Origin of the sequence: Ensifer sp. NPDC090286 (genome assembly GCF_044769565.1) — a bacterium.
GTDB lineage: Bacteria > Pseudomonadota > Alphaproteobacteria > Rhizobiales > Rhizobiaceae > Ensifer.
This window is the reverse complement of record NZ_JBIVYF010000003.1, coordinates 679,324-692,828: the sequence shown is the minus strand read 5'-3', so window position 1 is coordinate 692,828 and position 13,505 is coordinate 679,324. Positions and strand designations below refer to the sequence as shown.

At 64.8% G+C, this 13,505-nt stretch carries 11 protein-coding genes and 1 pseudogene; 2 read left to right on the top strand and 10 right to left on the bottom strand.

The window, feature by feature from the left end:
- Positions 1-73: 73 nt before the first annotated feature.
- The 7 genes from ACIQUG_RS18520 to ACIQUG_RS18490 form a co-directional block, all read right to left on the bottom strand.
- On the bottom strand, positions 74-451 hold the full coding sequence (locus ACIQUG_RS18520) for a MerR family transcriptional regulator (RefSeq protein WP_402323450.1): 378 nt from the start codon (positions 449-451) through the stop codon (positions 74-76).
- Between the two features lie 528 nt (positions 452-979).
- Positions 980-1,411, bottom strand: a complete 432-nt coding sequence (locus tag ACIQUG_RS18515; protein WP_402323449.1) for a DUF1810 domain-containing protein — start codon at positions 1,409-1,411, stop codon at positions 980-982.
- A 40-nt stretch (positions 1,412-1,451) separates the two neighbouring features.
- The gene (locus tag ACIQUG_RS18510; protein ID WP_402323448.1) at positions 1,452-2,438 is read right to left on the bottom strand and encodes an aldo/keto reductase; all 987 of its coding nucleotides are present in this window, start codon (positions 2,436-2,438) and stop codon (positions 1,452-1,454) included.
- A 165-nt stretch (positions 2,439-2,603) separates the two neighbouring features.
- On the bottom strand, positions 2,604-3,188 hold the full coding sequence (locus ACIQUG_RS18505; protein WP_402323447.1) for an IMPACT family protein: 585 nt from the start codon (positions 3,186-3,188) through the stop codon (positions 2,604-2,606).
- A 335-nt stretch (positions 3,189-3,523) separates the two neighbouring features.
- Positions 3,524-7,231 carry a trifunctional transcriptional regulator/proline dehydrogenase/L-glutamate gamma-semialdehyde dehydrogenase gene (putA, locus tag ACIQUG_RS18500; RefSeq protein WP_402323446.1) on the bottom strand — a complete coding sequence of 1,236 codons (3,708 nt, stop codon included), beginning with the start codon at positions 7,229-7,231 and terminating at the stop codon, positions 3,524-3,526.
- Positions 7,232-7,417: 186 nt separating this feature from the next.
- The gene (locus ACIQUG_RS18495) at positions 7,418-7,732 is read right to left on the bottom strand and encodes a YkgJ family cysteine cluster protein (protein ID WP_043618902.1); all 315 of its coding nucleotides are present in this window, start codon (positions 7,730-7,732) and stop codon (positions 7,418-7,420) included.
- Positions 7,733-7,773: 41 nt separating this feature from the next.
- Positions 7,774-8,580: a phosphodiesterase gene (locus ACIQUG_RS18490; protein ID WP_402323445.1), complete on the bottom strand. Its 807-nt coding sequence runs from the start codon at positions 8,578-8,580 to the stop codon at positions 7,774-7,776.
- A 200-nt stretch (positions 8,581-8,780) separates the two neighbouring features.
- Here ACIQUG_RS18490 and ACIQUG_RS18485 point away from each other — a divergent pair, with 200 nt between their 5' ends.
- Positions 8,781-9,815 carry a proline racemase family protein gene (locus ACIQUG_RS18485; RefSeq protein WP_402323444.1) on the top strand — a complete coding sequence of 345 codons (1,035 nt, stop codon included), beginning with the start codon at positions 8,781-8,783 and terminating at the stop codon, positions 9,813-9,815.
- An 87-nt stretch (positions 9,816-9,902) separates the two neighbouring features.
- Here ACIQUG_RS18485 and ACIQUG_RS18480 read toward each other — a convergent pair whose 3' ends face one another.
- Entirely contained in the window at positions 9,903-10,202 is a 300-nt protein-coding gene (locus ACIQUG_RS18480; RefSeq protein ID WP_402323747.1) for a tetratricopeptide repeat protein, read from the bottom strand.
- Between the two features lie 15 nt (positions 10,203-10,217).
- Positions 10,218-10,763, bottom strand: a pseudogene (locus ACIQUG_RS18475) (sel1 repeat family protein); the annotation flags it as partial.
- A 216-nt stretch (positions 10,764-10,979) separates the two neighbouring features.
- Between ACIQUG_RS18475 and ACIQUG_RS18470 the strand changes: the two are divergent.
- Positions 10,980-11,603 carry a FecR domain-containing protein gene (locus tag ACIQUG_RS18470; RefSeq protein WP_402323746.1) on the top strand — a complete coding sequence of 208 codons (624 nt, stop codon included), beginning with the start codon at positions 10,980-10,982 and terminating at the stop codon, positions 11,601-11,603.
- A 35-nt stretch (positions 11,604-11,638) separates the two neighbouring features.
- Here the strand turns inward: ACIQUG_RS18470 and ACIQUG_RS18465 are convergent, their stop codons facing one another.
- Positions 11,639-13,501 (bottom strand): CHASE2 domain-containing protein, encoded by a 1,863-nt coding sequence (locus ACIQUG_RS18465; RefSeq protein ID WP_402323443.1) that lies wholly within the window; start codon positions 13,499-13,501, stop codon positions 11,639-11,641.
- Between the last annotated feature and the right edge of the window lie 4 nt (positions 13,502-13,505).

Here is a 13,505-nt window from a genome sequence, read left to right as displayed (position 1 = left end):
GCACGCGGATCTATGAATAAAACCTGACGTCAGATGTAGATTTAACATATGCCGCGTCCCGTTCGTGCCGCGTTCACTTTTGCCGCGCCTCGGCGATCAGCCCGTGCATGCGGGCGATGTTGTTTTCGAGGTCCCGTTTGAATGTCGAGAGTTCGTCGAGTTGGGCATTCGTCTTGTCGAGTTGGGCCTGCAGGATTTCCAGCACGCGCTCCTTGCCCCGGATGCCGCTGGCATCCTCGAAATAGAGGTCGATGACTGCGGCGATCTCGTCGAGGCTGAGACCGAGACGCTTCAGCGCCGCGATCTTCTCCAGCCGTTTCGCAGCGGTCTCGTCATAGTAGCGGTAGCCGGCCCCTTCGCGCTCGGCCGGCTTCACCAGGCCCAGCCGCTCGTAATAATGGATCGTGCGGTGGCTGACGCCGGCCCGTTCCGACAATTCCCCAATCTGCATGAGCGACGACAATCCGACACCTATCTAAACCTGACGTTGAGTGTAGATTTAAGAAGCGATCTGCCGTTCGTCAATGGTGGTAGTGCCGCTTGTTTCGAAGGAGCGGGCAGTGCGCCGCATCCGGTGGGGCTTCGGGCGCCGGGTCAGTTCCGGCAACGCCGCCCTTCTAAAGGATTAGGAGACAATAATATATGTTAGTATATAATGATTTACGCTTCTCGGGAGCGGTGTTGCGGCGGCGAATGGGCCGGGTTGCTACGATTGAGACCCCGATCACGAAAGCGCTGGTGGGTTCACGATCTTTTGACGCCGAAGTGTGAAAATCGGTCCCGCGGCTTCCTATATGAAGGAGGAAGGGGCCGCTCGAAGAAAGGAGGTGCCGATGTATCGCTATATGATGAAAGAACTGCTGGTGATTGTTGCTGGCCTTTCGGTTTGTGCCTTCATGATCCTGTTCTTCCTGATCAATTCGACGACCAACCTCTGAGGGTCGCCGAAGCGCGCTTCCTGAGCGCTTGAACGCCGGCATCAACGCCGCTGCGCCAGGATCTCCATAGTGCGCCGATCCTTCTCTCCCGCGAAATAGCGCGCAAGCGCCGCTCCGAACGGTCCTCCGTCTTCCTCGACCTCGGCAAACAGGGTCATCGATGACCGGAACTTCATGTCATCGGGGCTTGAGAAAATGTCGTGGGCCGATTTGCCCGCAACCGCATTTGCGCGCTTGGTGCATTCTCGCAGCCTCGGGCCGAGCACCGGGTGGGCGAGATAGACCGACGCTTCGTCGAGCCCGGAGATCGCGTAGCGCTGTGCCATCGGCGAATGGCCGAGGCCGGCAAGCTGCGGAAAGATGAACCACATCCAGTGGGTTCGCTTTTGGCCATGCCCGAGTTCATCGAGGACCGCGGCATAGACGCGGTCCTGAGCGTCGATAAACCGTTGCAGGTCGAAGGCTTCGGTCATCGCTGCACCTCCCTTGGCCGCCCCGTCGGCGAGGCGTCAGTTACCAGCGGTGATGAACATGAACCTTCACCAGCCGCTCGTAAACCGCTGCAATCGCCGCCTTCGTGTCGTCGTCGATGGCAGCAAGCGCGCTGGTCGCGGCATTCGACTGTGCCTGCGCCTCGTTGCGGGCGCCCGGGATCACCACGGAGACCGCCTGCTGCTCGAGGATCCAGCGCAGCGCAAACTGCGCCATAGGCACGCCCTGAGGCGTGAGCGGGCGAAGCTGCTCGACCGCTTCCAGCGCCGCTTCGAACGGCACGCCGGCAAAGGTCTCGCCGACATCGAAGGCTTCGCCATGCCGGTTGAAGTTGCGATGGTCGTCGGCGGCAAATGCGGTTTCGCGGTTGATCTTGCCCGAAAGCAGACCGGAGGCGAGCGGCACGCGCACGATGACGCCAACGTTCTTTTTCTGTGCTTCGGCGAAGAACAGCTCGTGCGGGCGCTGGCGGAAGATGTTGTAGATGATCTGCACGGTCGCAACGCCGGGATATTCGATCGCCTTTAGCGCTTCCTCGACCTTTTCGACCGAGACGCCGTAGTGGCGGATCTTGCCCTTGGCGACGAGCCGGTCGAGCGCGCCGAACAGCTCCGGCCGATAGTAGACCTCGGTCGGCGGGCAATGGAGCTGTACCAGGTCGAGCGTCTCGACGCCGAGATTGGTAAGGCTGCGGTCGATGAAGGCTTCGATGTTCTCGCCCGTATAGCCTTCGCTGACATGCGGGCTCAGCCGGCGGCCGGCCTTGGTCGCGACGAAGGGCTTGTCGCCACCGCGTTCCTTCAACACCGCTGCAATGATCTTTTCGGAGCGGCCGTCGCCATAAACGTCGGCGGTGTCGACGAAGGTCACGCCGGCGTCGAGCGCGGCATTGAGCGCCCGCTTGCCGTCCGCCTCGCTGACATCGCCCCAGGAGCCGCCAATTTGCCAGGCGCCGAAGCCGATCTCGGATATGGTTGCGCCGGTCTTGCCAAGAACTCTCGTCTTCATTGTGCTGTCTCCTGTTGTGCGTCGCGGATCATACGCTGGCTGGGGCGCTTCTAGTATGACTGTTTGGATCGAGTAAATTAGCGTGAGATGTGACGCAGAGATCCGCGCACATCTTTTGGTCGTTCCGATCGGTGCGGCGTCGCGAGGTTTCTCGGACCCAAGAGCCTAGTCGTCCAGCGAAACCACGGCCTTGCCGCGGCTGAGGTCGACGACCATGGCGAGGATCGCTTCTGCCTCGTCCTTGCGCAGCTCGACGGTCAGTACGGGCCCCTTGTCGGTGAAGCTTTCGTTATTGATCGCCACATCGCGCGCGAGAAGCCGCGCCTTGATCAGTGCCATATCGGAAAAGTCGAGGGCGACGGTGGCGCGCACGGTCTCGATCATCTCGATCTTTTCTGCCGCCCTGAGGCACAGCGCCGCCGTGCCGCCATAGGCGCGCACCAGGCCGCCGCTGCCAAGCAGGATGCCGCCGAACCAGCGGGTCACCACGACCGCGACGCCGTCGAGATCCTGGCCGTCGATGGCGGCCAGGATCGGCTTGCCCGCCGTGCCGCTCGGCTCGCCATCGTCGCTGAAGCGGTAGGCCTGGCCGAGCCGCCAGGCCCAGCAATTGTGATTGGCCGTCGGGTCGGAATGGGAGGCGAGGAAGTCTTTCGCAGCCTGTTCGTCGGCAATGGGCGCGGCAAAGGCCAGAAAGCGGCTTTTCTTGACGTCCTGGTTTGCCGTTTCAATGCGCTTGAGGGTGAACATGGCTGCTTCCGTTTCTTGAGAAGCTGATAACGGATTGTTGGGGGCGGCGCCACAATGGTTTGGATCAGCGCCGGATCTGGCGCGGCGCTGTAATTGAGGCCGCGTGTTTCCGCCGTCAATCCCCTGCTTGCCACAGCAATCCAGTCACGGCGCGTCTGCGCCGTGGGAAGACTCATTTTTCGCGCCGCCGACGCGGCGCGGCTGGATCCTTGTGATGGCGCACAGGGGGTGATGAGGTGGATAGGGGACGGCCGTTACCGCTGGATGATGCCCCTGTTTCTTCATTGCCTCTCCCACGTTCGGGAGAGGCATTCTTGTCGTGTGACCGATGTCGATCAGCCGATCGCCATCAGGCTGGCATTGCCGCCGGCCGCGGCCGTGTTGATCGAGGTCGAGACCTCCTCGAGCAGCCAGTTCAGGCAATAGGCGTCGGGGTTCTTGCCGATCTCTTCACTCGAGGCTGCCTGGACGAGAACGAGCGGGCCCGGCAGGCCGGCGATCGTCTTGCTGACCGCGCGCACCCGGGCACCATCACCTTCGACAAGCGCGCCTGCGAACGGACCGTCGGTTGCCCAGTCCTTGGACCAGGAGAGGCGTGCGGAGACGCTCGCCGGCAGGTCCTTCAGCGAAGCCTGCAGGCCGGAAGCCGCGTCGACGACGACGGTGTTGCCGGTGGCAAGGGCGGCACCCAGCTGGTGGTAGAGACCGGTTTCCGTCGCCGGTACCAGAAGCACGCGGCCGCGCGGATGCAGCGCATAGAGGTTGCGCTCGCCGACCGGGCCCGGAAGCTCGGAGGCAAGGCCGAGGGCCGAGTTGCTGCCGGCGGTGCGGGCGGCTTCGGCTTCCGCCTTGGCACCCTTGCCGTCGAGCCACTTGGCGAAGTCGAGCAGAGCAGGATCGGTGTGAACCGAGCTGTGCTGCGGCGGCACCGGGGCCGTGGCGACGAGGCGGCCGAGATAGAGCGGGCCACCCGCCTTCGGGCCGGTACCGGAGAGGCCGCGTCCGCCAAAGGGCTGTACGCCGACGACGGCGCCGATGACGTTGCGGTTGACGTAGAGGTTGCCCGCCTTCACCCGCGAGGTGACGTGGGCAATCGTCTCGTCGAGGCGCGTGTGCAGGCCGAAGGTCAGGCCATAGCCGGTGGCGTTGATGTCGTCGATCAGCCGGTCGAGATCGTCGCGGCGGTAGCGAATGACATGCAACACCGGACCGAAGACTTCGCGCTTCAGGTCGGAGAGCTTGTCGAGCTCGATGATCGTCGGCGGCACGAAGGTGCCCTGCTCGGTGCCGGAGGCAGGACCGATCTGTTCAACCTTGCGGCCGAGGCCGCGCATCGTGTCGATGTGCTTCTCGATAATACCCTTGGCTTCTGCGGTGATAACCGGACCGACATCGACCGAGAGGCGGTCCGTGCGGCCGATCTTCAGCTCGTGCAGAGCGCCCTTCAGCATCGAAAGCGTGCGGTCGGCCACGTCTTCCTGCAGGCAGAGAACACGCAGCGCCGAGCAGCGCTGGCCGGCGCTGTCGAAGGCCGAGGCGATCACGTCGCCGACGACCTGCTCGGCAAGCGCCGAGCTGTCGACGATCATAGCGTTCTGACCGCCGGTCTCGGCAATCAGCGGGATCGGCCGGCCGGCCGGCGACAGCCGATCGGCAAGCTGCGCCTGGATCAGGCGGGCGACTTCGGTCGAGCCGGTGAACATCACGCCGGCGATTTCAGGAGCTGCGACCAGTGCGGCACCAATGCGGCCGTCGCCGGGCAGCAGCTGCAGCGCTGCGGCCGGGATGCCGGCCTCGTGCAGGATGCGCACGCCTTCGGCGGCGATCAGCGGCGTTTCCTCGGCAGGCTTTGCCAGCACAGGGTTGCCGGCAACCAGCGCTGCGGCAATCTGGCCGGCGAAGATCGCCAGCGGGAAGTTCCACGGGCTGATGCAGACGATCGGACCGAGCGCCTTGTGGGCCGGGCCGAGCGTGCGGCGCGTCTGTTCGGCGTAGTAGCGCAGGAAGTCGATCGCCTCGCGCACTTCGGCGATCGCGTTCGGCAGCGACTTGCCGGCTTCGCGCGAGATCAGGCCGAGCAGGGTTGGCATGCGCGCCTGCATCAGGTCGGCAGCGCGCATGAGGCAGGCGGCGCGCTCGGCCGGCGAAACGGTAGCCCAGCTTGCAGCTGCCTTGGCGGCAAGGTTAGCTGCCTGGCGGGCGTCGGCTTCCGAGGCCTCGGTGACCGAGCCGACCACGTCACGGTGATCGCCGGGGTTGAGGACGGCACGGGTTTCGCCGGAGGCAGGGCCGGTTGCCAGCAGCGGCACGGCCTTCCAGTCGACGGCAGCACTTGCCTGAAGCGCTGCGGTCAGCGAGGTGAGGCCCGCTTCGTTCGAAAGGTCGAGGCCGGCGGAGTTGCGGCGCGTTTCACCGAAGAGGTTGTCGGGCAGCGCGATCTGGTCGTGCGGCGCACCGACGACGGGCATGGCGCGGACGATCTCGACCGGATCGGCGATCAGTTCGTCGACCGAAACCTTCGGGTCGGCGATGCGGTTGACGAAGGAGGAGTTCGCACCGTTTTCGAGCAGGCGACGAACGAGATAGGCAAGGAGCGTCTCATGGGTGCCGACAGGCGCATAGATGCGGCAGGGACGGTCGAGATTGCCCTTGCCGACCACTTCGTCATAGAGCGGCTCGCCCATGCCGTGCAGGCACTGGAACTCGTACTTGCCGACCTTGAAGTCCTTGCCGGCCATTTCGTAGATGGTCGCGAGCGACTGCGCGTTGTGGGTGGCAAACTGCGGGAAGATCACGTCGGTCGCGGCCAGCAGTTTCTTGGCGCAGGCGATGTAGGAAACGTCGGTGTAGATCTTGCGCGTGTAGACCGGGAAGTCTTCCAGGCCGTCGAGCTGGGCGCGCTTGATCTCGGCATCCCAATAGGCGCCCTTGACGAGGCGCACCATGACGCGGCGTTCGGCGCGGCGGGCAAGGTCGATGATGAAGTCGAGCACGTAGGGGCAGCGCTTGCCGTAGGCCTGGACGACGAAGCCCATGCCGGCCCAGCCGGCGAGGTCCTTGTCGAGGCACAGCTCTTCGAGCAGGTCGAGCGAAAGTTCGAGACGGTCGGCTTCCTCCGCGTCGATGTTGAGGCCGATGTCGTATTTCTTGGCGATGACGGCGAGCGCCTTCACCTTCGGCAAAAGCTCTTCCATGACGCGCGAGGCCTGCGAACGGGCATAGCGCGGGTGAAGGGCCGAAAGCTTGATCGAGATGCCGGGGCCTTCATAGATGCCGCGGCCGGCCGATGCCTTGCCGATCGCATGGATCGCCTGCTCGTAGTCGCGGTAGTAGCGCTCCGCGTCGGCGGCTGTGGTCGCCGCTTCGCCGAGCATGTCGTAGGAATAGCGGAAGCCCTTCTGCTCGAGCGCGCGCGAGCGGCGCAGCGCCTCGTCGATGGTCTCGCCGGTGACGAACTGTTCGCCCATCATGCGCATCGCCATGTCGACGCCGCGGCGGATGACCGGCTCGCCGCAACGCGCGATCAGGCGGGTGAGGGCGGCGGAAAGGCTGCGGTCGTTGACGGTCGAGGTCAGCTTGCCGGTAACGACGAGACCCCAGGTGGCGGCGTTGACGAACAGCGAGCGACCGCCGCCGATATGCGATTTCCAGTCGCCGTCGGCGATCTTGTCGCGGATCAGCGCGTCACGGGTTGCCGTGTCCGGGATGCGCAGCAGCGCTTCGGCCAGGCACATCAGCGCCACGCCTTCCTGGCTCGACAGCGAATATTCCTGCACCAGTCCTTCGACGCCCGAGCCCTTGTGCTTGGCGCGCAGCGCCTCGATCAGCTTGCGGGCGGTCTTGGCGGCGGCGGCACGGGTGGCCGCGTCGAGCGTTGCAGCTTCGACCAGTGCCGGCAGTGCTTCCGTTTCCGGCCGGCGGTAGGCGGCGGTGATCGCCTGGCGCAGCGTGCTCTGCGGTCGAACCGGCGGGGCGAATTCGGCAAAGGGAGCCTGCGGCGCGCCGGTCTCTGCAGTGGTCTTGTGAAGCGGTGTCTGGCTCATCGAGCGCTATCCTCCGGGAAGCGGTTTGAAGGGCGCAGCGCGCGCCCGATCGTGGCCGGAAAATACGCTTCCTTTCACCGTACATCCATCCGGCAAATTTGATCTTTCGCGGAATGTTTCACCGTCCGGTGCATGCGGAGCCGCAGAGGATGCGGAATGTTCGCAAAATCACCGGATGATCCGGTGTTATGCGGCCTTGCCGAAGTGCTTCTCGCGGGCCATCAGGCACTCGTCGTCGCCGGGCATGCAGGTGCGACAGACGATCGGCCGGATCGCGTAGATCTTGCAGCCGACATGGTCGCCGAGCTTGCCGCTGAGCGCCAAGCAGCGATCGTCCTCGCAGCGCATGCCGCCGAGGTCGGCGGACACATATTCCGCCGGAATCAGGTCGAGCTCCTCGTCCGTCTCCAGCGAGAAACGCGGCCAGTCGGCCGAATAGGCGCAGCAGGCGCCGCAGCTCTGGCAATCGAAGCTTTCGTCGAGGGATACGGGTTCGGTCATAGCCTCAAACTAGCATGAAGGTCCGCGGTCTGAAATGGCCCTTACGCGATGGCGGCGTCCCGGCGGGCGATCTCGTAGTCCTCCGTATGCACTAGCACGCCATCGTCGGTTACAACGGCGATGCCATAGGCGGCCGGCTCGTCGACCGACAGCGAGGCGTCGGGTGCATCGAAGGGCATCGGTTGCTGGTGTACGGGGCTCTTGAAGACCGAGAACGGAATGCCGCCGCAGGAGCCACTGATCGTCCGGTGCACATGGCCGGCGAAGATGTGCCGCACGTTGCCGTGCCGTTTGACGAGGTCGTAAAACTCCGTCTCGTTGGCGAGCCGGATCATGTCCATGCCGCTAAAGCCCGTCCTGTGCGGCGGATGGTGCATGAAGATGAGCACCGGCCGGTCGCCGGCATCGGCCAGTTGCCTGTCGAGCCAGGCGAGCCGCTTGGCGCAAAGCACACCCGCATGGCTGGTCGGATAATCATAGGGCGGGGCAAACAGCGTATCGAGCAGGAGGATACGGCAGTCGGCAAAATCGATTGCCTGCTGCACGAAACCGTTCTCGTCGGTCGCCGCGTCGGCAAAGACCTCGCGGAACACCTCGCGCCGGTCATGATTGCCGATGGTGATGGCGACCGGCGGCGTCAGCTGATTGATCAGCCGCTTCAGGCGTTCGTAGGACGCAGGGTCTGCGTGGTGGGTGAGATCGCCCATGAAGACGACTCGGTCCGCATCCGCATGGTAGCGGTTGACATGGGCAATGCCGTTGGCCAGCCGCTGATACGGATCGAGGCCGATGATCGTCGTGCCCTCGGGCACCATGTGCAGGTCGGTGAAGATGATCAGCTTTGTCATGGAGTTCCAGAGGGTTGCGTCCGATTGGCCCAAGCTGTCGTGCGGGCGGACTTGCGTCAAGCCGCATCTTTGGGCTCGACAGACGAAGAGCGGCTCGCGGTTTTTCTTGCGGGCGACCGCGGAAAGCGGTAATGCAGGCGCATCTGATATATCAGCCATGATCGTCGTTGAGGCGATGGCAAACGCGTTGGAGAAACGGCATGCGGTGGAAGCGCACGATCCAGTTGCTGGACGTTCATTGCGAGGGCGAAATCGGCAAGGTCGCGATCGGCGGCGTGCCGAAGATCCCGGGCAACTCGATCGCCGAGCAGCTCAACCACATCAACACGGTCGACGACAGCCTGCGCCGGTTCCTATGCTTGGAGCCGCGTTCCGGCTCGATCGGCTCGGTCAACTTGCTGGTGCCGCCGAAGCGGCCAGAAGCTGACGCCGGCTTCATCATCCTGCAGGCCGACCAGGCGCACGCCATGTCGGGCTCGAACTCGATCTGCGTCACGACCGCGCTCTTGGAATCCGGCATCATCGAGATGAAGGAACCCGAGACCGTCGTCATGCTCGACACCGCCTCCGGCCTCGTCAAGGCAACCGCCACCTGCCGCGACGGCCGGTGCGAGAAGGTGAAGCTGACCATGGTGCCGTCCTTCGTGCATGAGCTCGACGTCGAGGTCGACACGCCGCAGTGGGGCAAGATCAAGCTCGACCTTTGCTATGGCGGCATCTTCTACGCCCTGGTCGATGTCGGCCAGATCGGCACGACGATCGACAAGGCGAACGCCCGCGAGATCGTCGAAGCCGGCATGATCCTCAAAGACATCGTCAACCGCACCACCCCGGTCGTCCATCCCGAAATCCCCGAGATCAAGGGCGTCGCCTATGTGATGTTCCGTGATGTCGAGGCCGACGGCACGATCCGCACCTGCACCACCATGTGGCCGGGCCGCGTCGATCGTTCGCCCTGCGGCACGGGCAGCTCGGCCAACCTCGCGACGCTGCATGCGCGCGGCAAGGTGAAGGTCGGCGACGTCCTGAAATCGCGCTCGATCATCGGTTCGGAGTTCGAAGTCGGCCTCGAAGGTGTGACCACCGTTGCCGGCCGCGAGGCGATCATCCCGACGATCGCCGGCCGAGGCTGGACCTTCGGCCTGCACCAGGTGGCGCTCGATCCGTTCGATCCGCTGGCCGACGGCTTCGCGCTGACCGATACCTGGGGGCCGCAGGCAGGCGAAATCCGCTAGTCGGCTCTTAGGGGCTGTTCCAAACGAAAACGCGGGCCGAAGATCATGGGATCTCCGACCCGCGTGGCCCTTGGGAGGCGTGTTCGATTACTTGATGCGGCTGGCCTTGGGCAGCATGGCTGTCTCAAACCCATTGCTTACACTGAGTTCGGCGAGCTTCTGGCCGGCAAACGCATCGCCTTCATTGGCCGCCTTGCGGAAGATTTCCCGTGCCGCGGGGATATCCTTGTTGATGCCTTCGCCGTTCTCGAGCATCAGGCCGAGATTGACCATGGCGTCGACATTGCCGCGGTCGGCGGCCAGCCGGTAGAACTTGGCGGCCTTCGCGTTGTCCTCGGCAACCAGCTTTCCTTCATCCAGGATGACCGCGAGATTGAAGGCGGCCACGTCGTCGCCGGCGAGCGATGCCCGTTCGAACCATGCGATCGCCAGTTCGCCGTTGACCGAGGTTCCCATGCCGTCGCGATAGGAAACGCCGAGATTGTAGGCAGCAAGAACGTTGCCGGCGGCGGCCGCCTTCTGGTTCAGCGCGAATTCGGTGGCGATATCACCGCCTTCGCCGACAAGGACGGCATAGTTGGTCATGGCGAGCGCATGGCCATGCTCGGCGGCTTCGCCGAGGATACGCTGCGACTGGATCTTCTGGCCGGCCTTGTCGAGTACGCGGGCCAGCTGAAACTCGGTGCGGGCGCCACTCTTCTGGTTATAGGCCTCGCGGCAGGCCGACAGCGCCACGCCGATCTTGATGTCCTCGGTGGCAACGGCCGGGAAGGCCATATTGCGCTGCAGGTCGAAAATGCTGCCTGCCTCGCGGTCGCAGACATCGGCTGCAGAAAGCTCGGCGGCGCGGGCTGAAGGAAGTGCGATCGCAGCAACCGCCAGCAGGCTGACGACGGCCAGGAATACGGCGTTGATGATGCGGGTGCCGGATGCGCTGCGATTTTCCATGAAGCTCTCCCTTCTCTTGACCGTGAACTTATCGCTGTTCGTTGGAGACGGCTGTTCCGGCGGGAACAGCCCGGCAAGGAAAGCTCTGGCGAAGTGGCGAGGGACTGCCGCGGGCCCGGCCTCGCGCCCGCTTGCATCCGGGAGCGCCGGGGCTATCCTCGGATGGCGGCAGCGCACGAAACGGGAGAGATGCAAATGGATGATCTGGCAGCGTCGATGCGCAAGTTGCTGGTGAGCCGGCGCGTCGTCGTCGGCGGCCTGTTGCTGACGGCAGTCGGCCGCGGTGCTGCGCCCGCCTGGGCAGACTCAGCCCTTGGCGAGGCGACGGAGGTCCGTGGCGATGTTCGGCTAAGACAGGCGAAAAAGGACAAGCCGCTCGCCGTCGGCGGCCAGCTTTTCGAGAATGACCGCGTGCACACGAACGCCGAAAGTTTTGCAACCTTGAACCTCGGCACGGATACGCGCGTGCTTCTGGGCGCCGAAACCGAACTGCTCGTTGACAGTTTCATTGCCGGGCAGGGCGGCACGCTCGAGCTTGGAACGGGTCGCATGGTCTTCGACCGGCCCGAGGGGCTGCCGAAGGTCGACGTCGCCGTGCGCACCGCCTTCGGCATGATAGGCGTGCGCGGCACCAAGTTCTTCTGTGGCCCGAGCCGGGCCGTCTTTGCCGTCTTCGTCGAACATGGAAGCGTTTCGGTCGCGCGCGGCGGCGTCACCAAGATCGTCGCTGCCGGGCAGGGGGTGGAGTTTCATCACCGCGGCGACGCCCCGAGCGAGCCCGTCAACTGGGGCGAGGCGCGCATCAAGGAAGCCTATGCCAGCGTCGGCCTGACGCGCTGAGCTGACGCCGGACCGAGATTATCCGGCGCGCCGCGTCAGTCGGCGACCGTGAACAGTTCCATCGTCGAGAACCCGCGGATCTCGTGGCTGCCGAGCGGGCGAAGCGGCCGTTTGCTTTCCTGAGCGGCAGCAGGCCCGACACAGATCGCCGTGCCGAGAAACTTGTTTGCCTCCTGCAGGCGCGCTGCCAGATTGATCGCGTCGCCGTGGGCGGTGTAGTCGAGCTTGCCGCCGGCGCCGACCTCGCCGACGACGGCCGGCCCGGTCTCGATGCCGATCCGCGTCCGGCCGAAACCGTTGGCGGCGAACTGCGGACGCCTGCGCATCTCTTCCGTCAGCGCGTTGATCGCCTTGGCGCAATCGATCGCCCTGTCGACATGATCGGCCAGGTCCTCCGGGGCGTTGAAGAACGCGTGCACCGCATCGCCCACCACCTTGTCGACCATGCCGCCATGGTCGGCCACCAGCGCGTTGACTTCGGCGAAATAGATGTCGAGCAGGGCGATGAGTTCGCGCGGCTTCAGTCTCTGCGACAGGGTGGAAAAGCTCTCGATGTCGGTAAAGAGCGCCGTCACCTGACGCTCCTCGCCAGCCATGCGGGCAAGTCCGGGATTGTCGATATAGCGGGCGACCACCGACTGCGGCAGATATTGCGAAAACTTCTGCCTGGCCGTCGCTTCCGCGCGCCGAACCTCGGCAAATTGCAGCACGCTGGTCACCGCAAGGACGGCAATAAGCGCGATCGAAATGCTGACGGCATCGATGAGCCAGCCGCTGCCATCGTAGATGACGGCGGCAGCAGCGACTGCGGTCGCGACAGCGCCAAGGCCGAGCGCCGCCGATGTCAGCGGGCGCAGGCGGGTGGCGGCAAAGGCGACGCCGAGGCCGGCGACAAGTGCAGCCACGGCTTCCGCCAGCGGCAGTCGGCCGTCGCGCTGCGGCAGGAAGCCGGTCAGGATCGCATTGGCGATGTCGGCGTGGATCTGCACCGAGGGTTCGAGCGGCATCGACGCGCTCGGCCTGAGGCCCCCGAGGCTTGGCAGGCTGCTGCCGATCAGCACGAGCTTGCCGGCGAAGCGTTCCGCCGAAGCCTTGCCGGACAGGACGTCGGCCGCCGAAACCGTGCGTTCGCTCAGCCGTTCCTGCGGGCTTGCGACGAAACGCAGGCTTCCGGTGTCGTCGAGCAAGATTGTTTGCCCGTCGATGCGCACCCAGGCCGGCTGGCCGCCGAGGATAGGCGTGCCACCGCCCCGCATCTGCCGGGTCGCTTCGATCGCCAGCGTCGGATAGGCGTCGTTGCCGAGGATGGCATAGGCCTGAACCCGGCGTATGCGCGCATCCTCGTCGCCGACGAGAAACGAGGCCGCCGCCGCACTTGCCTGATCCATGAAGGCCGGGCACGAGGTTTCCGCCCCGTCGAGAAACCACAGTTCGGGTGCGGTGAAGGGACGGCTGAGCGCCAGCGGCGGCACGGGACGCGGCCGCTCCTGCACCGTATCGGCAACGAGGAAACCAAGCACGACGGCGGTCTTCGAAAGGGCTGCGGCAAGCGCCGGGTTGCCGTCGGCGGTGGGGTTACAATCGGCGCTGAAGACGAAGTCGACCGCAATCACCTTTGCGCCCGCGGTCGCGAGCTGCGACAGAAGCTCCGCGGTCGCTGCCCGGTCCCACTCGCCCGAGGGGCGCGACTGGTGGGCCTGCCGGTCGATGTCGACGACGACGATGTCGGGGGACTGGGGTGCCGGAACCCATTGCGTCAGGCTGTCGAAGAACAGCTCGCGCTGGGTTTCGAACAGAGGTCCGGCGTAGAGATAGAGCGCGATGGCCGCAAGCAGGCTCGTGAGGCAACCGCCGGCAAGCGGCGTGAAACGCAAACGCCGGCGCTGCTCAGCGACCATACGG